Genomic DNA, 21090 nt, shown 5'->3' on the forward strand with positions numbered 1-21090 from the left:
CCGTCGTGCCGTGGCGGCGGTGTTCTTCGTCAACGGTGCGCTGTTCGCGAACTGGGTGACGCGCGTCCCGGCGGTGAAGGACGCCGTCGATACCGGCACCGGACCGCTCGGCGTGGCCCTGCTGGGCATCGGGGCGGGGTCGCTGCTGTCGATGCCGTTCTCGGGCCGGCTGTGCGAGCGCTACGGCAGCGGGCGGATCGTCACCGCCAGCGGCCTGGGGATGTCGGCCGTGCTGCTCCTGCCCGCCTTCGCCCCCGACGTGGTGACCCTCGGCCTGTGCCTGCTGTTCTACGGCGCCGGCTTCGGCCTGCTCGACGTGTCGATGAACGTCCAGGCGGTCGCCGTGGTGAAGCGGCTGGAGCGGCCGATCATGCCGTGGTTCCACGCCGCCTTCAGCTGCGGCGGCCTGGCCGGCGCCGCCACCGGAGGCCTGGCCGCCCAGGCCGACCTCGGCCCCGCGCCCCACTTCGCCCTGGTCGGCTCCGTCATGGCGGTGGTCGTGCTGTGGGCGGATCGGCACCTGTTGCCGGACCCCGACCCCGTGCCCGAGCCCGCACCGAAGCCGGAACCCGAGCCCGACCCGACGCTGCAAGGCCGAGATGGCGACGGCGACCGCGACCGCCGGACCCGGCGGTTGAACCCCTACGTGATCGGCGTCGGGGCCGTCGCCGCCTGCGCCGCGCTGGGCGAGGGCGTGATGGCCGACTGGTCCACCCTGTTCCTCCGCGACGTCCGTGACGTCGACGCCGGCCCCGCGGCCGCCGGGTTCGCGGCGTTCTCCGTCGCCATGACCGCCGGTCGCCTCGGCGGCGAGGCCGCCATCCGCCGCCTCGGTGCCACCAGGGTCCTGCAGGTCGGCGGGTCGACCGCGGCCGCCGGCGTCGTCCTCGCCGTGACCGTGCCGTCGCCCGTCGCCGCCGTCGTCGGCTTCCTGCTGGTGGGCCTGGGCCTGTCGTGCGGCTTCCCCCTGGCCATCAGCGCCGCCGGCGAGAGCGGGTCCGGGTCGGGCAGCAACGAGATCGCCACCGCCTCGATGATCGGCTACCTGGGCTTCCTCCTCGGCCCGCCCCTCATCGGACTGCTGGCCGAGGTCGTGGGCCTGGGCCCCGCGCTGCTCGCCATCGCCGTCTCGTCGGCGGGCCTCGTCGCCCTGGCCCCGATCCTCGGGACCGCCGACCCGGCCGCTACCGGCCCAGACCCGGTAAGGGCAGGCGCGCGGTGAGCGCGGCGGCCTCGGGGACCTGCAACCAGCGCGTCATCACCAGGTAGACGACCCCGGCCGGGCCGAGCACCAGCGGCGCCAGCAGCAGCGCCGGCCAACTGTTCGGCAGCACGGTGACCAGGCCGAACGCCACCGTGGCGGACACCGCGCACGACGCCGCGATCGGGTTGAGCCAGCGCCCGGCCATCCGGGTGCGCCCGATCCGCCAGGCGACCGCCCGCGCCAGCATCCGGTACTCGACGATCGCGGCGACGGTCGCGCCGATGGCGAAGGCGATCAGCCCCAGGTGGACGAACTCGGTGTTGAGCCGCACCGAGGACGGCAGCGGCCCGACGGCCCAGAAGTCGTCCCAGCCCTGCACGCCGTTCGACCCGATCGTCAACCGGTCGAGCGGGAACATCACGGCCAGGCTCACCACGGTCGACACGACCACCCGGATGACCGACAGCCGCGGCGGCGTCTTGGGGTCGTCCAGGGCGTAGAGGCCGTTCTGCAGCAGCCGCGACGACGTCGTCGCCGGTAGGCCGATGGCGAACACGGCCAGCGCCAGCCAGACGCCCCAGGTGTCGTCCCAGCCGAACTTGCCCCGCTGGAAGATGGCACCGACGATCACGTCGCCCACCACGACGTACATGGTGGCGATGGGCAGCACGTAGAAGGCGATGCGGGCCATGCCGTCTTCCAGGCGCCGCCGGAACAGCCGGCGGGTCTCGGGGTCGTGCACCGACACCTGCGACAGGTCGGGCAGCTCGGCGGCGGCCACACCGAGGCCGAACATCGAGATCGGCAGCTGGTACAGCAGCAGGGCGTAGAACAGCGACGACACCGCCCCGGTGGCCAGGAAGCTGGCCAGCCACAGGTCGATGTAGATGATGAACTGGACGATGCCCTTGCCCACGATGACGGGCATGAAGCGGGTCACCACGCTGCGGACCGGGGCGCTGCGGGTGTCGAGGCTCAGGCGCATGTTGCGGCCCAACAGGCCCAGCACCGGGCGCAGTTGCACCAGCAGCTGGAGCAGACCACCGACCAGCACGCCCCAGGCCAGGGCCGTCGCCATCCGCCACTGGCTCTGATGGGTGAGGCCGGCGGCGAACAGCGCCGCGATCTGGGCGGCGTTCCACAGCACCGGCGCGATGTAGGACAGGAAGAACTTGCGGTGGCTGTTGAGCACCCCGAGGCACCAGGCCGACAGCACCAGGAAGCCGATGCCGGGGAACATGATGCGGACGAGCCGGACGGTCAGTGCGAACGTCTCGCCCTCGAAGCCGGTGACCAACACCCGGGCGATCGGCTCGGCGAACATCACGCCGACGAGGCTGATGATGCCGGTGATCACCAGCAGCAGGCCGGCGATGGCCCCGGCCAGGCGGCCGGCCTCGCGCTCGTTGCCCTCGTCGCGCAGCCGGGCGTACACCGGGATGAACGACGCCGACAGCACACCTTCGCCCAGCAGGTTCTGCAGCATGTTGGGGATGCGCAGCGCCGCCTTGAAGGCGTCGGCGGCGGGGCCGGTGCCCAGGAAGGAGGCGATCACCGTCTCCCGCACGAGGCCGGCGCAGCTCGACAGGAAGATGGCGATGGCGACCAGCCGCGACGACTTCGACGACGACGGCTGCTCCTCCTCCTCGGGCGGCGGCTCCGGGGGTGGCGGGCGACCCGGCCGAGGGGGAGAAGGGCGGCGGGTCGGACGGACCTGGTCGTCGGCCCGGGTCCGCAGGCGAGGCCCCGACTGCTGCAGGAGCATCTCGTCGAGGATCGGCATCTCGATGGTCGGCGCGTCGGGCTCGTACCACCCGGGCTCCGGCTCCGGCCCGTCCTCGGCGTAGGGGGAGTGCGGACGCGGCGCGTGCCGCTCGCGCTCGTAGGGGTCAGCCCGCAGCCAGGGGTCCTGGTCGTGCTCGTCGTTGCCGGTCGTCACCCGGCGGGGCCTTGGGACATCCCACCCGTCGACGTGCCGTGCGTGCCGTGGGTCTCCTCCAGGGCCAGGCGGAGGGCCTCCATGTCGCTGACCATGCTGTCGACGTCGGTGGACAGGCTCGACACCGACGCGTTGGAGTCGGCCTGGGCCGAGAGCTCCAGCGCCCGCACCACGGCTTCGCCCATGCGGGCGTCGAGCAGCCGCAGCTGGCTGCGCGCCTGCTCGATGACCCGGTCCATCCGCTGGGCCGTCGCCTGCTGCACCTCGAGCGACTCGATGGTGCGGGCGACGCTCTCGTCGCCGGGGGAGGCGTCGCGGGCCTGGGCGGCCTCGGCCAGGTCACGGCCGATGTCGGCGGTGTCGATGCGACGCCGGGTCTGCACCAGCGACTCGCCCCGGTTGGCGATCTGCCACGTCTCCTGCACCAGGGTGTCCATCTGGCCGGCGATGCTCTGCAGGGTCTCCTGCAGCGGACCGGACCGGGTGCGGCTGACCGCCTCGTGGAAGCGGGCCCGGGCGGCGACGGCGTCCTGCACGGCCCGTCGCCACGGCTCCTGGAGGGTGAACGGGTCGATGCGGTCGCCCCGGGCCCGGCCGCCCCCGGTCATGGCGGCGCCGACCCGCACGGCCCACGCTCCCGCCCCGACCACCACGGCGCCGACGATCGGCAGCCCGAGGGCGATGCCCACCGCGGCCCCACCCCCGGCGGCGAGGATGCCGACGGGCGACATCATGGCCCGCGCCACCTTGGGCGTGAAGAAACGATCGCGCAGAGAGAGCCCCACGGCCTCAGAGTAGTTGTGGGGTCGCGTGACCAGGGGGAGCCAGTCCATTCGCTTCGCGTCCAGGTTCCGTTCACCCGACGGCTGTAGGGTCCCGGCCCGTGGGAGGAGCACGCCGAGCGTGGGTCGTCGCGGCGGCGACGGGGCTGCTGGTCGCGTCGTGTGGCGGTGGCGACGACGACGGCGCGTCGGGCGACGACGAGGGCGACGAAGCGGCGACCACGGAGCTGCCCCCCTGCCCGCTCGACGCCCTCGACGACGCCACCGAGCCGGTCGAGATCGTCTACTGGCACGGGATGACCCGGGTCGCCGAGGACGCCCTGAAGGCCCTCACCGACGAGTTCAACGCCTCGCAGGACCGGGTGCAGGTGAAGCTGGTGAACAACTCCAGCGGCAATCAGCACGACAAGTACCTGGCCGGGCTCCAGACCGGCGACCTGCCCGACGTGATCCAGCACGACGCCACCCTGCTGCAGCAGATGGTCGACACGCAGACCGTGGTGCCGGCCGAGTCGTGCATCGCGGCGATGGAGGAGCGGGGCGACGAGTTCGACGAGGCCGACTGGGTGGAGCGCAGCCTCGTGTACCACCAGCTGGACGGGGTGCAGTGGGCGCTGCCGTTCGGCGTCGCCAACCCGGTGCTGCTCTACAACAGGGCGGCCTTCACCGAGGCGGGGCTCGACCCCGACGACCCGCCCGCCACCCTCGACGACTACCGGTCCGCCGCCGAGGCCCTGGTCGACGCCGGCTACCGCTACGGCGCCGCGGTGGCGATCGAGGCGTGGCACTTCGAGGAGTTCCTCGCCCTGGCCGGTGAGACCTACGTCGACCAGGGCAACGGCCGCACGGACCGGGCCACGCAGGTGACCTTCGACGGCGGGTCCGGCGAGGAGCTGTACGCCTTCTTCGACCAGCTGGTCGACGACGGCCTCGCCGTGACCAACCCCCGCGAGGGGCCCGACGGCATCAACAACCTGCTGGCCATTGGCAACGGCGACGCCGGGATGACGGTGGTGTCGTCCTCGGCGCTGGGATCGGTGCTGGAGGTGCTCGGGTCGGACCAGTACACCGACGTCGAGCTGGGCGTGGGCCCGATGCCCGGGTTGACCGAGGACGGGGGTGTCGTCGTCGCCGGTGGAGGCCTGTCGATCACCGCCCGCGACCCGGCCAAGCAGGCCGCCGGCTGGGAGCTCATCCAGTTCCTCACCAGCCCCGAGAGCCAGGCCACGTGGGCCGCGGCCACCGGCTACGCCCCGGTGCGCCAGTCGTCGGTCGACCTGCCCGAGCTCCGGCAGCGCTGGGAGGAGGAGCCCGGCTTCCGCATCTCCTACGACCAGCTGGTGGAGGGCGTCGAGAACGAGGCGACCGCCGGCCCGATGGTGGGCGACATGGCCGCGGTGCGGACCGCCGTCGAGGAGGCGCTGACCGCCATGTTCGTCGCCGACCTGGCCCCCGACGAGGCGCTCGCCGAGGCCGCCCAGGTCTCGAACGACGCGATTGCCTCCTACAACGAGCGCCTCGGTGGGTAACGTCCGGGGTCGCCGCCGGCCCCGGCGCGTGGCGGAAGCGGAAGCGGATGAGGAGTAGTTGATGGGACGGGTTGCCTTCGACCACGTCACCAAGCGCTTCGGCGACGTGACCGCGGTCGACGATCTCACCCTCGATGTGGCCGACCAGGAGTTCCTGGTGCTGGTCGGACCGTCGGGGTGCGGCAAGACGACAGCGCTGCGGATGCTGGCGGGCCTCGACGACCCCACGTCGGGCGACATCGTGATCGGCGAGCGGGTGGTCACCGAGGTGGCCGCCATCGACCGCGACATCGCCATGGTGTTCCAGAGCTACGCGCTCTACCCGCACATGTCGGTGCGGCGGAACATCGAGTTCCCGCTGCGCAGCCGCAAGGTGCCGGCCGACGAGCGCAACGAGCTGGTGGCCGAGGCCGCCGCGGCGCTGGGCCTGGAGCAGCTGCTCGACCGCAAGCCGGCGCAGCTGTCGGGCGGTCAGCGGCAGCGGGTGGCGCTGGCCCGGGCGATCGTGCGCCGGCCCGAGGTGTTCCTGATGGACGAGCCGCTGTCGAACCTCGACGCCAAGCTGCGGGTGCAGACCCGGGCCGAGCTCGTGGAGCTGCAGCGGCGGCTGGCCACCACGGTCGTCTACGTGACCCACGACCAGGTCGAGGCCATGACGATGGCCGACCGCATGGCGGTGATGGACCAGGGCATCCTCCAGCAGGTCGGGCCGCCCCAGGAGGTCTACGCCAAGCCGGCGAACCTCTTCGTGGCCCGCTTCATCGGCAACCCGCCGATGAACACGATCACCGGCACGGTGTTCCGGACCGACGGCACGCTCGGCGTCCAGCTCCCCGGCGGCCGGGTGACGCTGCCGGAGAGCGTGGCCGCGGCCGTGCAGGCGCACGACGGCGACGACGTGGTGGTCGGCGTGCGACCCGAGCACGCCACGCTCGACCCCGAGGGCAGCATCGAGGCGACCGTCGCGGTGGTCGAGGTGCTGGGCCACGAGCAGCACGTGATCTGCCGGCTGGCCGACGACACGCTGTTCACCGTCCGCCAGCCCAACGACGACGTCCCGCCCGGCCTGGGCGTCGGCCTCCGCATCGCCGTCGACTCCCGCCGCCTCCACGTCTTCGACCCGGAGTCCGGCCGTCGTCTCGAGGTCGCCCCCGCGGCGCCGGCCGAACCGGCGGAGACGACGACGTAATGGCCGGGCGCACCCGGCGTGCGCAGCGTCGGCGGGAGGCGCTGCTGGGCTACCTGCTGGTGGCCCCGGCGCTGGTCGTGTTCGCCGTCTTCGTCTTCTACCCCTTCGCCAAGAACTTCCAGCTGGCCTTCTACCAGGACCCGCTGTTCAACCTCCCCGGCAAGCGCTACGTCGGCTTCGACCAGATCAGCGACGTCCTCTCGTCCGAGGACTTTCGCCACAGCCTCTGGACGACGATCGCGTTCGCCCTGCTCTCGGTGCCCGCCGGCATCCTGCTAGGCCTGGCCCTGGCCGTCGCGGCCCACCAGAAGCTGCGGGGCATCGGCATCTACCGCACGATCTTCGCCTCGACGGTGGCCAGCTCGGTGGCGGTGGCGGCGGTCATCTTCGGGACGCTGTTCAACCCGGTGATCGGCTGGCTGCCGTGGCTCGGCATCGAGCCCCAGCCGCCGTTCCTGCAGAACCCCGACTGGGCGCTGCCCGCCGTCGCCCTGGTGACGATCTGGCAGAGCATCGGCCTGTCGTTCATCGTGATGTCGGCGGGCCTGCAGGCCATCCCCGAAGAGGTGCTGGAGGCGGCCGAGCTCGACGGTGCCCGTCCCTGGCGGCGGTTCTGGCGGGTGACGGTGCCGCTGCTGTCGCCCACGATCTTCTTCGCCGTGGTGGTCGGGTCGATCTTCGCCTTCCAGGCGTTCGCCCAGGTGGAGATGCTCACCAAGGGCGGCCCGATCGACCGCACCAACGTGCTGACCTACAACATCTTCGTCACCCTGCGGGAGAGCCAGGACGAGGGCCGGGCGGCGGTGCTGTCGATCGCTCTGTTCCTGGTCACGCTGCTGCTGACCCTGTTCCAGATGCGGATCCTCGAGAAGCGGGTGCACTATGCGTCGTAGCGGTGGCCGGCCCGGGCTCAGGAAGTTCGCCCGCTACCTGCTGTTGACCGCCCTGGCGTTCGTGGTGCTGTTCCCCATCTACGTGACGGTCGTGGGGTCGCTGCTGATGCCCGAGCAGCTCACGTCGCGCCCGCCCACGCTGATCCCGGACCACCCGCAGTGGAGCTCCTACAGCGACGCCTGGAGCGGCGGCCACTTCTCCACCTACCTGCGCAACAGCGCGGTGATCACCGCGCTGATCACCGTCGGGCAGCTCGTCACGTCGATCCTCGCCGGGTACGCCTTCGCCCTGCTGGAGTTCCCGTTCAAGCGGACGATCTTCGTGGTGTTCCTGGCCACGATGATGGTGCCGTTCGAGGTCACGATCATCACCAACCTCCAGACCGTGACCGACCTCGGTTGGTACAACAGCTACGCCGGCCTGGCGGTGCCGTTCCTGGCGACCGGCTTCGGGGCGTTCCTCATGCGCCAGGCGTTCCTGCAGATCCCGCACGACCTGCGCGACGCGGCCACGATCGACGGCTACGGCCACCTCAAGTTCCTCGGCCGCGTGGCGGTGCCGCTGGCGCGCCCGTCGATCGCGGCGCTGGCGGTGTTCTCGTTCCTCGGCGCCTGGAACCAGTACCTGTGGCCGCTGCTGGTGACCAGGGACGACGAGTACCGGACCGTTCAGATCGGCCTCAAGCAGCTGCGCAGCACGCAGCTCGACGAGATCAACGTGACGCTGGCCGGCACGATCCTGGCGGCGTTGCCGCTGGTCGTGCTGCTGATCCTGTTCCAGAAGCAGCTCATCCGCGGGCTCACCACCGGGGCGGTGAAAGGTTGATGGAATGTTGAAGCCCCTCGCGGCGGCCACCTCGGCGCTGCTCCTCCTCGTGGCCTGTGGCGGAGGCGACGACGACTCGGGCGACTCCGGGGGCTCGGGCGACGGCGACGGCGGCGGCGACCTCGCCGACTGCCCGGTCGACGCGCTCGACGACGCCACCGCACCCGTCGAGATCTCGTTCTGGCACCCGATGGTGCGGGCCAACGAGGAGGCCCTGATCGCGCTGACCGACGCCTACAACGCCTCGCAGGACGAGGTGGAGGTGTCGCTGGTCAACAACACCACCTACGACGACCAGCAGGACAAGTACCGGGCCGGCCTCACGTCCGGCGACCTGCCCGACGTGTCGATGCAGCAGGACATCTACCTGCAGCAGCTGATCGACACGCAGACCGTGCTGCCGGCCCAGTCCTGCATCGACGCCACCAGCAACTTCCCCACCGACGACTTCACGGCCCGCACGCTGGAGTACTACCAGGTGGGCGACGTGCAGTGGGGCCTGCCGTTCAACGTGTCGAACCCGGTCTTCTACTACGACAAGGCGGCGTTCCGGGCGGCCGACCTCGACCCCGAGGCCCCGCCCGCCACCTTCGACGACGTGAGGGCCGCCGCCGAGGCGATCACGGCGTCGGGCTACCCGGCCGGGTTCGGGCTCAAGGTCGACTCGTGGTACTTCGAGCAGCTCGTGGCCCTGCAGGGTGGCGAGCTGGTCGACAACGGCAACGGCCGCGACGACCGGGCGTCGGCGGCGACGTTCGACAGCGAGGCCGGCGCGGCGGTGTTCGACTTCTTCGGCGCGATGGTGGCCGACGGGCTCGCCACGCCCAGCCCCCGTGAGGGCCCCAGCGAGTTCGACAACCTCCTCGGCATCGCCAACGGCCAGCACGCCATGACCTTCGACACCTCGGCGGCGCTGGGCACGATCGTCGAGCTGCTGGCGTCCGGCCAGTACACGAACGTCGACCTGGGCGTGGCCCCGCTGCCGAAGGGCGACCCTGACGCCGAAGGTGGCATCGTGGTGGGCGGCGCCGCGCTCTACATCTCGGCCACCGAACCGGCCAAGCAGGCCGCGGCCTGGGACTTCATGCAGTACCTGACCACGCCGGAGAGCCAGTCGCAGTGGGCCGCGGCCACCGGCTACATCCCGGTGCGGGCGTCGGCCACCGAGCTGCCGGAGATCACCGCGCGCTGGGCCGAGGTCCCCGGCTTCCGGGTGGCCTACGACCAGCTGGTCGACGGCGCCGACACCACCGCCACCAACGGCGGGGTGATCGGCGACTTCGAGGGTGTGCGGGCCGCCATCGAGGACGCCGAGGACACGATGTTCCTCGACGGCGGGTCGCCCGACGCCGCCGTGGCCGACGCGGCGACCGCCGCGTCCGCCGCCATGGAGGCGTACAACACAAGACTGTGAGGAGCGCACGGTGAGGACACGAACGGGTCTGGTCTGGCTGACGGCGGTCGCTCTCCTGGGCGCCGCCTGCAGCGGTGGCGACGACGACGCCGGTGGTGGGGGAGGTGGCGGGGGCGGCGGTGACCTCCCGGAGTGCCCGCTCGACGCCCTCGACGACGCCACCGAGCCGACCGAGATCACGTTGTGGCACACGATGGTGCGGGCCAACGAGGAGGCCCTGGTCACCCTCACCGACGCCTTCAACGCGTCGCAGACCGACGTGAAGGTGAACCTGGTCAACAACAACGACAGCAACGACCAGCACGAGAAGTACCTGTCCGCCATCAGCACCGGCGGCGAGCTGCCCGACCTGGTCCAGTCGCAGGAGTTCTACCTCCAGCAGCTGGTCGACACGCAGACCGTGCTGCCGGCGCAGTCGTGCCTGGACGCAGAGAACACCAGCACCGAGGACTTCGTCGACCGCACACTTGCCTACTACGAGATCGCCGACGTGCAGTGGGGGCTGCCGTTCGCCGTCTCCGAGCCGATCCTCCTCTACAACCGCACGGCGTTCACCAACGCCGGGCTCGACCCGGACAACCCGCCCGCCACCTTCGAGGACCTGCGCACCGCCGCCCAGGCGCTGGTCGACGCCGGCCACGAGGGCGGCCTCGGCCTCAAGCTCGACGCCTGGCACCTGGAGCAGATGCTGGCCTGGCAGGGCGAGCCGTTCGTGAACAGCGGCAACGGGCGCGAGGAGCGCGCCACGGAGGTGGCGTTCGACACCGACACCGCGGTGGAGACGTTCGCGTTCCTCAAGGGCCTGGTCGACGACGGCCTGGCGATCACCAGCCCGGCCGATGGCGAGGGCGGCTTCGACAACCTGCTCAGCGTCGGCACCGGCAAGGTGGGAATGACCATCGACGCCTCGGGCTCCCTGGGCACGATCATCCAGGTGCTGGAGAGCGGCCAGTACGCCGACGTCGAGCCGGCGGTGGCGCCGGTGCCGGGCCGGGAGGACGACGGCGGCGTGCTCGTCGGCGGCTCCGGCCTCTACGTCTCGGCCCAGGACCCGGCGAAGCAGGCCGCGGCCTGGCGCTTCGCCGAGTTCCTGACGTCGGCCGAGAGCCAGTCGCAGTGGGCCGCGGCGACGGGGTTCGTCCCGGTGCGCGAGTCGGCCACCGAGCTGCCGGAGGTCCAGCAGCGCTGGCAGGAGATCCCCGGCTTCCGGGTCGCCTACGACGAGCTCACCGAGGGTGCCGAGAACGACGCCACCGCGGGTCCCGCCATCGGCGACTACCGGACCGTGCGGCGCGTCGTGCAGGAAGCCGAGGCGAAGATGTACCTGGAGGACATGTCCCCCGAGGACGCCGTCGCCGAGGCCGCGGAGAAGGCGAACGACGCGATCTCGTCGTACAACTCCCGCATCTGAGGCCCGACCCACCGAAATTGCGTGGCTGGCGGTCGCTCTGCGACCAGCAGCCACGCAATTTCGGGTCGGTCAGAAGTTGGAGATCACGTTGTTGAGGACCCGGTCGATGGTGGTCGGGTCGGAGGCGTCGTAGGCCGCGGCCGACGTGGCCTCGGCGATCTGGCGCAGGGTCGACTGGTCGGCGTCGCCGCCGTAGCCGATCGGGAACACCCGCACCGGCCGGCTGGCCACACCCTCGCTCGACGACTCCAGTGAGTCGATCAGCGAGGCGAGCTGGTCGCGGTCGTCGGTGTTGTCGCCGTCCTGGTTCATGCCGTCCGACAGCACCACCACGGCGTTGATCCGGCTGGGGTCGAAGGCCTCCAGCGCGGCGTCGTACGCCTCCTGGGTGGCCTCGTACAGCGGCGTGTTGGCCACCGGCGCCAGGTCGCGGATCTGGCCGGCGAGCTGCTCGCGCACGTCGCCCACCCGGGCAGGCTCCTGCAGCTTCAGGATGTTGTCGGTGCCCTGCGGGCCGAGCTCGGTGGAGAACGTCCACAGGCCGACCTCGTCGTCGTCCTTGAACAGGTCGAGTGCCTGGGCCGCGGCCGTCTTCGCCAGGTCGAGCTTGGTCTCGCCGGTCTCCGGGTTGCCCGGGTCGCCCATCGAGCCGGACACGTCGACCAGCAGCAGCACCCGGGCCGACTTGCGCTGCGTCTGCCAGTCGGCGAGCAGGTCGGCCAGCACGGGGGGCTCGGGCACCTCGAGCAGCGTGTCGGGCGTGGCGGGGTTGACGCCGTTGTCCTCGGTGATGGGGGCGCCCACCGCCACGTCGGGGTTGCCGGGGCGGAAGCCGTACTCCAGCACCTTCTCCTGGTTGTCCGCGGTGCCGGCGAAGTCGACGAACAGCTGCGCCGCGTCCTTCTCCTCCTGGCTCACCCACTCGGCGTCGAGCACGAACAGCGGGTGGTCGGAGTAGAGGGTGCCTTCCTTGGGATAGATGGCGACCAGCGGCTCGCGGGGCGGGCGGGCCTCCTCGCCGGCGTCGAGGATGCCGTCGGGGTTGCCGGTGTTGTAGTCGATCACCGACTTCTCCTCGACCGCCACGGCCGACACGTACTGGAACGGGTTGCCGCGCTGGTCGGCCCGGTACCAGTTGTTGAGGAACGTGAGGGTGGTGTCGCCGTAGTGGACGACCGCCGACTCGACGGCGCTGGCGAACTGGGCGACCGCGGGGTTGTCGAGGTCCTCCGACGACAGGCCGCTGGACTTGTTGGTGGCCGCGTAGGCCTGGGCGATGAGCGCGGAGAGTCCGCTGGTGGAGAAGTTCGGGTTGGTCTTGCCCAGGCGGAACGCACCCCACTCGGGGTGGCCCTTGCCGGCCCAGCCCTGGGTGTCGCGGGCCAGGGCGAGGATGTCGGCGAAGCCCACGGGGGTATCGGGCCAACCCAGTGCGTCCGCCATCGGCCGGGGCATGGCGATGACCAGCGGGCTGAGCATGAAGCGCTCGGCGGCGGGGTCGGTGATCGCCGTGCCGGTCTGCTGGTTGAGCACCGTGCCCCAGGTCGACGCGGCGGGCGACCAGATCACCGGCCGCGGCCCTTCGAGGTTCTCGTCCCAGCCCTCGGCCAGCAGCGACTCGGCGAAGCCGGACGACTTGCTCTGAACCCGCACGAAGGCGCAGTCGCCGCCGTCCATGTCGGCGGCGTCGGAGCCGTTGAAGTCGTCGGCCAGGTCGGTCATCAGCTCGAGCTTCTCGGGCGACGACGCCAGGTCGACCGGCACGCAGTCGCCGGGGTCCTCGAGGCTGCCCTCGTCACCGCCGTCGTCGTCGTCATCGCCGCCGCCGCACGCCGCCGCCGTCACGACCAGCGCCGATGCCAGGAACGCTCCCCACCACCGCCAAGTCCGCCGGGTCATCCGTCACTACCTCCACTCACCGAGAACACGTTCATACCAGCTGCTGCCAGCGTTGCAGCAGCACCCGCAGGACGTCGCCCCGGGGGATGCCGGGGTCGTCGGGCAGTTCGACGTCGGCGTCGAGGCCTTCCGCGAGGTCGCGGCCATCGACGCGCCAGCCGGCGGCGGCGAGGGCGTCGCGCAGGGCGTCGTCGTCGGCGAGGTCGGGGGCGGCGTCGCTGTCGTCGCCCTCGTCGGTCACAGGCACGGCGACCAGGTCGGCGGTCACGATCGGCTCGGGCACCACCACCTGCACGCGGTCGCTCTCCAATGCCCGGTCGGCGTCGGCTTCGACGGTGCCGAGCACCGCCAGCAGCCCGGGGCCGCCGGTGATCATGGCGTCGACGGCGTCGGGCCGGTCGGCGGTCCGGGCCTCGGCGGCCAGGCGGGAGAGCCAGTTGTCGAGGCCGCCGTCGAAGTCGTTGCTGGCGTAGCCGGCGTCGTCCAGGTAGTCGGCGGCGGCCGCGCCCAGGGCGACGAGTCCCGGCCCGGCAGCGGGACGGGCGATGCCGGCCTTCACCGGGCCCCAGTTCGCCTGACCGCCGGCCGCCGTCCAGGGCCCGGCGGCGACGTCGCCGACGCACTGCCAACCGATCTCGCCGCCGCACGCGCCCGACGTGGCCAGGGCCTCGGCCCGGTTCTCCTGCACCACCAGCACGACGGGGGAGCGGGCGATCGTGGCGCTGGCCTCGCCCAGCACGGCCGGCTGGTTGGCCAGCTCGCGGGCGGCGCTGACGGCCTCGGCCCAGGACCGGGGCACCAGCCACACGTCGGCGTCGACCGCGTCGGCGGTGCGGGCCGCGGTGAGGGCGTCGGCGGTCACGACGGCGTCCTCCACCCGGACCGTGTAGTCGTCCTCGAACCGGTCGCAGACGTCGGCCAGCTCGGGCGGGCAGACCAGCGTGGTGCCGTCGCCGTCGCCCCCACCGGAGCCGCCGCCACCACCGTCGTCGTCCCGGCCCCGGATGAACAGCGCCAGCCCCACGAGGCCGACCGACACCCCGAGCGCCAGGACCCGTCGGGCGTTCTCGTTCACGCCGCCTTCGGCTCCCGCCACATGGGCCACAGCGGCGGGCCGTCGGGTAGCTGGATCTCGGCCGTCACGGCGAAGCCGTAGCGGGCGTAGAACGCGATGTTCCGCTCCTTCGACGACTCGAGGTAGGCGCCCAGGCCCTGCTCGTCGCAGCGGTCGAGGATCGGGGCCATGAGGTCGGCGCCGACGCCCGTGCCCTGCGCCGGCGGGTCGGTCCCCAGCACGGAGAGGTACCAGTGCGGTGCCCGGGGGTGGGCCTGCTCGATCACCGACAGGCCGCGCACCGCCCGGAACACGCGGGGGCCGACGGCAGGCGCCATCACGGGCAGCGACCGCAGCATGTCGACCCACTTCTCCTTCCAGCGGTCGGGCGGGTCCCAGAAGGCGCCGCCCAGGTGGCCGTCGGTGGTGAGCACCTCGCCCTGCACGCCGTGGCGGCGGGCCTCGAGGGCGAAGAACCGCCGGAGCCGCTTCAGCCGGCGCTCGTCGTGGGGGCCGAAGAGCCAGGTCATCACCGGGTCGTCGGCGAAGGCGCGGGCCAACGCCGCGGCCAGCGGCGCGATGTCGTCCGGTGTCGCGGTCCGTGCCCTGGTCACGGCCGGAAGCCTGCCACAAACCCTCTGGGGATCAGACGCCGGCCAATACCATGGCCCCCATGTCGACCATTCCTGAGCTGGGGCGCCGAGCCAAGGCCGCCGGGCGGGTGCTGGCCACCGCGTCGACCGAGGCCAAGGACGCCGCCCTGCTCGGGGCCGCCGACCTGCTGGTGGAGCGCACCGCGGACCTGCTCCGAGCGAACGCCGAGGACGTCGCCCGGGAGGAGGGCGCGGGCGTCAGCCCCACCGTCGTCGACCGCCTGCGGCTGACCGCGGCCCGGGTGGAGGGGATGGCCGGCGGTCTGCGCCAGGTGGCCGCCCTGCCCGACCCCGTGGGTGGCATCACCGAGGGCTGGACGCGCCCCAACGGCCTGCGCATCCACAAGGTGCGGGTGCCGCTGGGCGTGGTGGCGATCATCTACGAGAACCGCCCCAACGTCACCAGCGACGCCTTCGGCCTGTGCCTCAAGTCGGGCAACGCCGCGTTCCTGCGGGGCTCGTCGGGGGCGATCCGGTCGAACATGGCCATCGCCGGGGTGCTGCGGGAGGCGCTCGCCAAGGCGGGCCTGCCGGAGGACGCCCTGGTGCTGGTGGAGGACACGTCCCGCGAGGCGGCGGTCGAGTTCATGCGCCAGCGCGACAGCATCGACTGCCTCATCCCCCGGGGCGGCCCGTCGCTGATCAGCTCGATCCTCGACAACGCCACCGTCCCCTACGTGATCGACGGCGACGGCAACTGCCACGTGTACGTCGACGCCGCGGCGGACCTGGGCATGGCGCTCGACATCCTCGACAACGCCAAGACGCAGCGGCCCTCGGTGTGCAACGCCGCCGAGACGGCGCTGGTCCACGAGGCGGTCGCCGAGGCGTTCCTGCCGCGGCTCGCCGAGCGGCTCGACGGCGTCGAGCTGGTGGGCGACGAGCGGGTCGCCGCGGCGCTGGGCGTGCCGCTCGCCACCGAGGACGATTGGGCGCACGAGTTCCTGGCGCTCAAGCTGGCGGTGCGGGTGGTGCCGTCGCTCGACGCCGCGGTCGACCACGTGGCCCGCTACGGCTCGGGTCACTCGGAGGCCATCGTCACCGGCGACCTGGCCGCCGCCGAGCGCTGGACCGACGAGGTCGACGCCGCCGCGGTGCTGGTCAACGCCTCCACCCGGTTCGTCGACGGCGAGGAGTTCGGCTTCGGCGCCGAGATCGGGATCTCCACCCAGAAGCTCCACGCCCGCGGCCCGATGGGCCTCCGCGAGCTGACCACCGAGAAGTACGTGGTCCACGGCACCGGCCAGGTCCGCCCCTAGCTGCCGCCCCACCGAGCGGTTAGGGCTTCCGGCCCAGGAAGGCGAGCATCCGGGTCTGGACGTCGGCGTCCGGGGGCACCGGCACTTCGGGGCCGATGGCGCCCGACGACCGCATCATGTCGCCCAGAGCCGAGGCCCGGTCGAGGATCCGCTGGGCGTCGCCGGGGTCGATCGTCTCGTCGACGCCGGCGGCGCGAGCCAGGTCCCAGCCGTGGACGACCAGGTCGAAGTTGAGGAACCCGTCGACCCCTTCGTCCCAGCGGGTGGGGCCGCGGAAGCCCTCGTACTCCGCGCCGGCCCGCTCGGGGTCGTCCAGGTCGGCCTGGATCACGGCGCTCGCGGCCTTCCAGGCACCCGACGGGTCGTCGTCGACCGAGGGGATGTCGCCCAGCTCGCGCCCCACGAAGCCGAGGAACAACCCCTGGGTGTCGACCACGTGGCGGACCAGCTCACGGGTGGTCCAACCGTCGCACGGCGACGGGCCGTCCCAGCGGTCGGCGGGCACGGCGTCGACCTTGGCGGCGAACTCGGACGAGAGGCGGCGGTAGCGGTCGGCGATCTCACTCATACGAGAAGGTTGCCCGTTCCTGCCACGCACAGTCTTGAAGGAACACGACATAGCCTGCGGTCCGTGGCCCCACCGGTCTCCGAGAGCACCCGCGGGATCATCGACCCCATGCGGGCCCGCACCCGCTTCGACCACCAGCGCTTCGACCCGTCGCCCCGGGTGGCCCGCTTCGTCACCTGGTACGCCGCGCTGAGCTGGGACCTGGGCGCCGACGTCCACGACCAGCAGATCCTCAGCCACCCGGTGGCGAACCTGGTGTTCGGGCCCGAGGTGGTCAACGTCACCGGGCCGTGCCACACCCGGGTCACCCGCCGCCTGGAGGGGCGCAGCTGGGCGCTCGGCGTGATGTTCCGCCCCGCCGGGTTCCGCCCGCTGCTCGACGGCCCGCTCACCGGGCTCACCGACCGCACGCAGCCGGCGGGCGACGTGCTCGGCGCCCCGGTCGACGCCGTGCAGCGCCAGGTGGCGGCCACCGACGAGTGGTCGGCGCGGATCGCCCTGGTCGACGCCTACCTGGACGCCCGGCTGCCCGACGAGCTGCAGCCCTCCGAGGCGACCACCTCGATCGTCGAGCGCATCGCCGCCGACCGCACGTTGTTGCGGGTCGACCACCTCGCGGCCGAGTGCGACACCGGCGTCCGCCGGCTGCAGCGCCGCTTCGCCGACCACGTGGGCGTGAGCCCCAAGTGGGTGATCCAGCGCTACCGGCTGCACGAGGCGGCCGAGACGGCGGCGGCGGGCGGCGACATCGACTGGGCGCAGCTCGCGGCCGACCTCGGCTACAGCGACCAGGCCCATCTGGTGCGCAGCTTCACCCGCGCCATCGGCGTCCCACCCGACCGTTACGCCCGTGAGAACACTCGTGGGTAGACGTTCCAAAGATTGACCCTGCGGTCAAGTCGGCCGGTAACCTGGCCCGATGGAGTCGCAGGCGTACCGTTTCGAGTCCGTCCCCGCCGTGCGCGAGTCGCTGCGCAAGGTCGACTACCTGGCGGACGAGGGCATCGCCGGCGTGGTCTACCTCGCCGATCGCCTCGGCAAGCCGGTCCTGGTCGAGGGCCCGGCCGGCACCGGCAAGACCCAGCTGGCCAAGTCGGTGGCCGACATGACCGGGTCCCGCCTCATCCGCCTGCAGTGCTACGAGGGCCTCGACGAGTCGAAGGCGCTCTACGAGTGGAACTACAAGAAGCAGCTCCTCCGCATCCAGGCCGAGCGCAACGACGGCGCCTCCTGGGCCGAGATCGAGGACGACATCTTCTCCGAGGAGTTCCTGCTCACCCGGCCGCTGCTGGAGGCCATCCGCGCCGAGGAGCCGGTGGTGCTGCTGATCGACGAGGTCGACCGGGTCGAGGTCGAGACCGAGGCGCTGCTCCTGGAGATCCTCTCCGACTACCAGGTGTCGATCCCGGAGCTGGGCACGGTCGTCGCCACCCAGATCCCGCTGGTGTTCCTCACCTCGAACAACACCCGTGAGCTGTCCGAGGCCCTCAAGCGCCGCTGCCTCTTCCTCCACGTCGACTACCCCGACCTGGAGCGCGAGCGTCAGATCGTCCTCGCCAAGGTGCCCGACATCACCGAGGGCCTGGCCGAGCAGGTCGCCCGCATCGTCCGCTCGATCCGCCAGCTGGAGCTGAAGAAGCCGCCGTCGGTGTCGGAGACCATCGACTGGGCCCGGACGCTGCTGCTGCTCGGGGTCGAGAAGGTCGACGCCGAGGTCGCCACCAGCACCGCCAACATCCTGCTCAAGTACCAGACCGACATCGCCAAGGCGGTCAAGGAGCTGGCTCAGGACGACTCGCTCGGCGGCGAGGGCGCGGCGTCGGGAGCTCCCGGCAAGCCCTGGCAACGGACCTCTTGATGGCCGGAAGCGGCATCGCCGGCAACGGCGCCGCCCTCACACGCGAGGCGATGGGGGCGGGGGTCGCGCTCACCGAGCTGCTGTCGGGCTTCATCTCCGAGCTGCGCACCGCCGGCCTGCCGGTGAGCCTCACCGAGAACCTCGACGCGATGGAGGCGGTGAAGCACATCCCCATCGAGGACCGCGAGGCCTTCAAGTACGCGCTCGCCGCGACCCTGGTGAAGAACGCCTCGCACTGGCGGGTGTTCGAGACGGTCTTCGAGGTGTACTTCTCGCTGCGGGGCAAGGACTTCGCCCTGAACGACGAGCAGGCCGGGGGCATGCCCGACCTCGACGAGCTGCTCGGCGAGCTGGCCGACCAGCAGCGGGGCGACCAGCCGGGCGGCAACGGCTCGGGCGACATGATGACGCCCGAGGAGCTGGCGGAGATGCTCTACCGGGCGCTCCAGCAGGGCAACGAGGCGATGCTCCAGGCCCTGGCCCGCCAGGCCGTGCGGCGCTACGCCGGCATGGAGCCGGGTCGCCCGGTCGGCGGCACCTACTACCTGTACCGCACGCTGCGGAACCTCGACCTCGACGGCCTGCTCGACAAGCTCATGCAGGAGGCCCGCGAGGGCGCCGACGACCAGCTCTCCCCGCTGGAGGAGCGCCTCGAGCGCGACGAGTACGAGTCGCGCATCGACAAGCTCCGCAAGCAGATCGAGGCCGAGATCCGTCGCCGCCTCGTGGCCGACCGCGGCGTCGACGCCATGGCCCGCACGCTGCGCAAGCCGCTGCCCGAGGACGTCGACTTCATGCACGCCAGCCGCGAGGAGATGGCGTCGCTGCGCAAGGCGATCTACCCGCTGACCCGCAAGCTCGCGGTGCGCCTGGCCCGCAAGCGCCGCCACGGCCGCAAGGGCCCGCTCGACTTCCGGTCGACCATGCGGCACTCGCTCAGCTACGGCGGCGTGCCGGCCGACCCCAAGTTCCGCTACCCGCGCCCGTCGAAGCCGGAGATCGTGGTGGTGGCCGACATCTCGGGCTCGGTGGCTGCCTTCGCCCGCTTCACCCTCCACCTCGTCTACGCCATCAGCAACCAGTTCTCGAAGGTGCGGGCCTTCGTGTTCATCGACGGCATCGACGAGGTCACCCGCCTGTTCGAGGGCACCGAGGACATCGCCGAGGCGGTGCACCGGGTGAACACCGAGGCCGACGTGATCTGGGTCGACGGCCACTCCGACTACGGCCACGCCTTCGAGGAGTTCTGGAAGCGCTGGGGCCGGGAGATCGGGCCGAAGTCCACCGTGCTGCTCCTGGGCGACGCCCGCAACAACTACCACGCCTCCCAGTCGTGGGTGCTCAAGGAGATGGAGCACCGGGCCCGCCACCTCTACTGGCTGAACCCGGAGCCGAAGAGCTACTGGAACACCGGCGACTCGATCATCGGCGAGTACTCCACGTTCTGCGACGGTGTGTTCGAGTGCCGCAACCTGCGCCAGCTGGAAAAGTTCGTCGATCATCTCGTATAACGTGCCCCCTCTTGCGGTGGGACGAGCTGGGAGGTCGTGATGAGTGATCCGTGGCAACCGGGAGGTGGGCAGCCGCCGCCGTCGGCACCGCCGCCGCCAGGGTCGGGTGGCTTCCCGCAGCAGCCCGGCTACCCGCCGCAGCAGCCGCCGCCGCCCGGGTACCCCTCGCCGCCGGGTGGGTTCCCGCCTGCGCCGGCCGGTGGGCCGGGGTGGTCGCCGCCGGGCGGCGGCCAGGGCACCGACGGCTTCGCGATCGCCGCGTTGGTGCTCGGCATCCTGTCGTGCATCCCACTGGGGATCATCTTCGGGATCATCGCCCTCAACCGCATCGGCCGGTCGGGGCAGAAGGGCCGGGGCCTGGCGATCGGTGGCATCGTCGCCTCGGTGGTGTGGGGCGCGCTGGTGGTGGGCGCCGTGGCGCTGGGCGGCGACGACGCCGAGCGCGACGACGAGGGCACCATCACCGATGCCGGCTCCGAGGACGTCTTCGACCTGGGAACGGGTGACTGCATCAACAACCCCACGGAGGAGTCGGAGCTCGAGACCGTCGATGCCGTCCCCTGCACCGAGCCGCACGACGCCGAGGTGTTCGCCGAGTTCGACATGAGCGCCGCCGGCGACACCTACCCGGGCGTGCCTGCCGCCCAGCAGGAAGCCCAGACGGGCTGCTCCGAGCAGTTCGAGGGCTTCGTCGGCATGCCTTTCGACGGCACGGCCCTCAACCTGTACTACCTGTATCCCACGCAGGACTCGTGGGACCGGCTCGACGACCGGCAGATCACCTGCCTCGTGTCCGACCCGGCCGGCCCCACCACCGGCACCCTCGAAGGCGCCGCCCGGTAGCTCGTCAGCGAGGAGGCGCGATCGGCGGACAGCGCCAGCTCGGCCCGCCGATCGCCCTCACCCTCGCCTCAACCGGCTGCAAGACAGGACGAGCGCCCCAGCCGTGCCGCTGGAGCGCTCGTCGAGTGCCACCCGACCGAGGTTGCCCTCTTGGGGAGGGTGAGGATCCACGCCCCGGGGCCGGCGGGGGGAGCCGACCCGGGGCGTGAGAACTTCACTGGCATCACGGTAGGCGCGCGATGTTGCGCACCTGTCACC

At 71.9% G+C, this 21090-nt stretch carries 18 protein-coding genes; 12 read left to right on the forward strand and 6 right to left on the reverse strand.

From position 1 onward, the window contains the following. Positions 1-10 precede the first annotated feature (10 nt). Positions 11-1222, forward strand: coding sequence for an MFS transporter (locus tag VK611_21850; GenBank protein HMG43991.1), 1212 nt, complete (start codon positions 11-13; stop codon positions 1220-1222). Here the strand turns inward: VK611_21850 and murJ are convergent. Further along, positions 1185-3143, reverse strand: a complete 1959-nt coding sequence (gene murJ / locus VK611_21855; protein HMG43992.1) for a murein biosynthesis integral membrane protein MurJ — start codon at positions 3141-3143, stop codon at positions 1185-1187. The genes VK611_21850 and murJ overlap by 38 nt on opposite strands. After that, complete coding sequence (locus VK611_21860) at positions 3140-3928, reverse strand: hypothetical protein (protein HMG43993.1); 789 nt, start codon at positions 3926-3928, stop codon at positions 3140-3142. The genes murJ and VK611_21860 overlap by 4 nt, the downstream gene beginning before the upstream one ends. 98 nt (positions 3929-4026) lie before the next feature. Between VK611_21860 and VK611_21865 the strand changes: the two genes are divergently transcribed. The 6 genes from VK611_21865 (at position 4027) to VK611_21890 (ending at position 11187) form a co-directional block, all read left to right on the forward strand. Further along, positions 4027-5454, forward strand: a complete 1428-nt coding sequence (locus VK611_21865; protein HMG43994.1) for an ABC transporter substrate-binding protein — start codon at positions 4027-4029, stop codon at positions 5452-5454. A 61-nt stretch (positions 5455-5515) separates the two neighbouring features. Then, positions 5516-6643, forward strand: a complete 1128-nt coding sequence (locus VK611_21870) for an ABC transporter ATP-binding protein (protein HMG43995.1) — start codon at positions 5516-5518, stop codon at positions 6641-6643. Further along, a complete protein-coding gene (locus tag VK611_21875) occupies positions 6643-7536 on the forward strand; it encodes a sugar ABC transporter permease (GenBank protein ID HMG43996.1) in 894 nt (297 codons plus the stop codon). Before VK611_21870 ends, VK611_21875 begins: the two co-directional genes overlap by 1 nt. Then, positions 7526-8362: a carbohydrate ABC transporter permease gene (locus tag VK611_21880; GenBank protein ID HMG43997.1), complete on the forward strand. Its 837-nt coding sequence runs from the start codon at positions 7526-7528 to the stop codon at positions 8360-8362. Before VK611_21875 ends, VK611_21880 begins: the two co-directional genes overlap by 11 nt. A 4-nt stretch (positions 8363-8366) precedes the next feature. Continuing rightward, on the forward strand, positions 8367-9776 hold the full coding sequence (locus VK611_21885) for an ABC transporter substrate-binding protein (GenBank protein ID HMG43998.1): 1410 nt from the start codon (positions 8367-8369) through the stop codon (positions 9774-9776). A 10-nt stretch (positions 9777-9786) separates the two neighbouring features. Then, a complete protein-coding gene (locus tag VK611_21890; GenBank protein ID HMG43999.1) occupies positions 9787-11187 on the forward strand; it encodes an ABC transporter substrate-binding protein in 1401 nt (466 codons plus the stop codon). 69 nt (positions 11188-11256) lie between these two features. On the opposite strand, the gene VK611_21895 is transcribed toward VK611_21890, so the two are convergent. The 3 genes from VK611_21895 to VK611_21905 are packed head-to-tail and all read right to left on the reverse strand — an operon-like array spanning position 11257 to position 14754. Further along, complete coding sequence (locus VK611_21895) at positions 11257-13086, reverse strand: extracellular solute-binding protein (GenBank protein ID HMG44000.1); 1830 nt, start codon at positions 13084-13086, stop codon at positions 11257-11259. 31 nt (positions 13087-13117) lie between these two features. Continuing rightward, positions 13118-14161: a hypothetical protein gene (locus tag VK611_21900; GenBank protein HMG44001.1), complete on the reverse strand. Its 1044-nt coding sequence runs from the start codon at positions 14159-14161 to the stop codon at positions 13118-13120. Further along, entirely contained in the window at positions 14158-14754 is a 597-nt protein-coding gene (locus VK611_21905; GenBank protein ID HMG44002.1) for a GNAT family N-acetyltransferase, read from the reverse strand. The genes VK611_21900 and VK611_21905 overlap by 4 nt, the downstream gene beginning before the upstream one ends. Positions 14755-14813: 59 nt before the next feature. Here VK611_21905 and VK611_21910 point away from each other — a divergent pair, with 59 nt between their 5' ends. Beyond that, positions 14814-16052, forward strand: coding sequence for a glutamate-5-semialdehyde dehydrogenase (locus VK611_21910; GenBank protein ID HMG44003.1), 1239 nt, complete (start codon positions 14814-14816; stop codon positions 16050-16052). 19 nt (positions 16053-16071) lie between these two features. Here the strand turns inward: VK611_21910 and VK611_21915 are convergent, their stop codons facing one another. Then, positions 16072-16620: a TIGR03086 family metal-binding protein gene (locus VK611_21915; GenBank protein HMG44004.1), complete on the reverse strand. Its 549-nt coding sequence runs from the start codon at positions 16618-16620 to the stop codon at positions 16072-16074. Positions 16621-16683: 63 nt separating this feature from the next. Between VK611_21915 and VK611_21920 the strand changes: the two genes are divergently transcribed. The 4 genes from VK611_21920 to VK611_21935 are packed head-to-tail and all read left to right on the forward strand — an operon-like array spanning position 16684 to position 20832. After that, entirely contained in the window at positions 16684-17490 is an 807-nt protein-coding gene (locus VK611_21920) for a helix-turn-helix domain-containing protein (GenBank protein ID HMG44005.1), read from the forward strand. A gap of 49 nt (positions 17491-17539) precedes the next feature. Further along, complete coding sequence (locus VK611_21925; protein HMG44006.1) at positions 17540-18478, forward strand: MoxR family ATPase; 939 nt, start codon at positions 17540-17542, stop codon at positions 18476-18478. Continuing rightward, positions 18478-19989, forward strand: a complete 1512-nt coding sequence (locus VK611_21930; GenBank protein ID HMG44007.1) for a VWA domain-containing protein — start codon at positions 18478-18480, stop codon at positions 19987-19989. Before VK611_21925 ends, VK611_21930 begins: the two co-directional genes overlap by 1 nt. Positions 19990-20028: 39 nt before the next feature. Then, the gene (locus VK611_21935) at positions 20029-20832 is read left to right on the forward strand and encodes a septum formation family protein (GenBank protein HMG44008.1); all 804 of its coding nucleotides are present in this window, start codon (positions 20029-20031) and stop codon (positions 20830-20832) included. Positions 20833-21090 lie beyond the last annotated feature (258 nt).

The organism is Acidimicrobiales bacterium (assembly GCA_035316325.1).
Classification (GTDB): domain Bacteria; phylum Actinomycetota; class Acidimicrobiia; order Acidimicrobiales; family VFJN01; genus DASXTK01.

Coding starts and splice junctions, on each gene's coding strand:
- VK611_21870 (HMG43995.1), top strand. CDS start 5,516: ATGGGACGGGTTGCCTTCGACCACGTCACCAAGCGCTTCGGCGACGTG.
- VK611_21875 (HMG43996.1), top strand. CDS start 6,643: ATGGCCGGGCGCACCCGGCGTGCGCAGCGTCGGCGGGAGGCGCTGCTG.
- VK611_21880 (HMG43997.1), top strand. CDS start 7,526: ATGCGTCGTAGCGGTGGCCGGCCCGGGCTCAGGAAGTTCGCCCGCTAC.
- VK611_21885 (HMG43998.1), top strand. CDS start 8,367: ATGTTGAAGCCCCTCGCGGCGGCCACCTCGGCGCTGCTCCTCCTCGTG.
- VK611_21895 (HMG44000.1), bottom strand. CDS start 13,086: ATGACCCGGCGGACTTGGCGGTGGTGGGGAGCGTTCCTGGCATCGGCG.
- VK611_21910 (HMG44003.1), top strand. CDS start 14,814: ATGTCGACCATTCCTGAGCTGGGGCGCCGAGCCAAGGCCGCCGGGCGG.
- VK611_21915 (HMG44004.1), bottom strand. CDS start 16,620: ATGAGTGAGATCGCCGACCGCTACCGCCGCCTCTCGTCCGAGTTCGCC.
- VK611_21925 (HMG44006.1), top strand. CDS start 17,540: ATGGAGTCGCAGGCGTACCGTTTCGAGTCCGTCCCCGCCGTGCGCGAG.
- VK611_21930 (HMG44007.1), top strand. CDS start 18,478: ATGGCCGGAAGCGGCATCGCCGGCAACGGCGCCGCCCTCACACGCGAG.
- VK611_21935 (HMG44008.1), top strand. CDS start 20,029: ATGAGTGATCCGTGGCAACCGGGAGGTGGGCAGCCGCCGCCGTCGGCA.